Raw genomic sequence first — 1,876 nt, 5'->3', positions numbered from 1 at the left:
CGTGGTCAACACCCTGCAAGCCGCCGTGCAGCAGGGCGACTACGCCAAGTTCAAGGAATACACCTCGCTGGTGGACAACCGTCCGGTGTCGATGATTCGCGACCTGCTCAAGGTCAAGACCCTCGACACGCCGCTGGACATCAGTGAAATCGAACCGCTGGAATCGGTGCTCAAGCGCTTCGACTCCGCCGGCATCTCGCTGGGCGCCCTGTCGCCGGAAGCTCACGAAGCCCTGGCCGAAGCCATGAACCGCCTCGGCGCGCGTTCCAACTCTGGCGAAGGCGGCGAAGACCCGGCGCGTTACGGCACCATCAAGAGCTCGAAAATCAAGCAAGTCGCGACTGGCCGTTTCGGGGTAACCCCGGAATACCTGGTCAACGCCGAAGTGCTGCAGATCAAGGTCGCCCAGGGCGCCAAGCCGGGCGAGGGCGGGCAACTGCCGGGCGGTAAAGTCAACGGGCTGATCGCCAAGCTGCGTTATGCAGTGCCGGGCGTGACCCTGATTTCGCCGCCGCCGCACCACGACATCTATTCGATCGAAGACTTGTCGCAGCTGATCTTTGACCTCAAGCAGGTCAACCCGAAGGCGCTGGTCTCGGTGAAACTGGTAGCAGAAGCGGGCGTCGGCACCATCGCTGCCGGTGTGGCCAAGGCCTACGCGGACTTGATCACCATCTCCGGCTACGACGGTGGCACCGGTGCTTCGCCGCTGACCTCGATCAAGTACGCTGGTGCGCCGTGGGAACTCGGCCTCGCCGAAACCCATCAGACGCTGCGCGGCAACGACCTGCGCGGCAAAGTCCGGGTGCAGACCGATGGCGGCCTGAAAACCGGCCTCGACGTGATCAAGGCTGCGATCCTCGGCGCCGAAAGCTTCGGCTTCGGCACTGCGCCAATGATCGCGCTGGGCTGCAAATACCTGCGTATCTGCCACCTCAACAATTGCGCCACCGGCGTTGCGACTCAGAACGAGAAGCTGCGCCAGGATCACTACATCGGCACCGTCGACAGGGTGGAGAACTGCTGCCCCTCGGTCGCCGAAGAAACCCGTGAGTGGCTGGCCAAGCTCGGCGTGCGCTCCCTCGAAGAGCTGATCGGTCGCACCGATCTGCTGGAAATCCTCGAAGGCCAGACCGCCAAGCAAAACCACCTGGATCTGACTCCGCTGCTGGGCAGCGATCACATCCCGGCGGACAAGCCTCAGTTCTGCGGCGTTGAGCGCAACCCACCATTCGACCAAGGCCTGCTGGCCGAGAAAATGGTTGAGATGGCGACGTCGGCAATCAACGACATGAGCGGCGCCGAGTTCGAACTGGACATCTGCAACTGCGACCGTTCGATCGGTGCACGGATCTCCGGCGAAATCGCGCGCAAGCACGGCAACCAGGGCATGGCCAAGGCGCCGATCACCTTCCGCTTCAAAGGCACTGCCGGGCAGAGCTTCGGCGTGTGGAACGCCGGCGGTCTGAACATGTATCTGGAAGGCGATGCCAACGACTACGTCGGCAAAGGCATGACCGGTGGCAAGCTGACCATCGTGCCGCCGAAGGGCAGCGTTTATAAGACTCAGGAAAGCGCCATCATCGGCAACACCTGTCTGTACGGCGCTACGGGCGGCAAGCTGTTCGCCGCCGGCACCGCAGGCGAGCGTTTCGCCGTGCGTAACTCCGGTGCCCACACGGTTGTTGAAGGCACTGGCGATCACTGCTGCGAGTACATGACCGGTGGTTTTGTCGCCGTTCTGGGCAAGACCGGTTACAACTTCGGCTCTGGCATGACCGGTGGTTTCGCCTACGTGCTCGACCAGGACTACACCTTCGTTGACCGGGTCAACCACGAACTGGTGGACATCCAGCGGATCAGCGGCGAAGCGATG

1 protein-coding gene is annotated in these 1,876 nt (G+C 62.6%); it reads left to right on the top strand.

What is annotated here, in order from left to right; genetic code table 11:
* On the top strand, nucleotides 1-1,876 hold a 1,876-nt coding region (gene gltB, locus ACIOVB_RS27645), incomplete at both ends, for a glutamate synthase large subunit (protein WP_401272292.1).

The sequence above is a fragment of the Pseudomonas sp. NPDC087639 genome (assembly GCF_044743385.1).
In the GTDB taxonomy this organism is placed as follows: Bacteria; Pseudomonadota; Gammaproteobacteria; order Pseudomonadales; family Pseudomonadaceae; genus Aquipseudomonas.
This window is presented reverse-complemented; position numbering and strand designations above follow the sequence as displayed.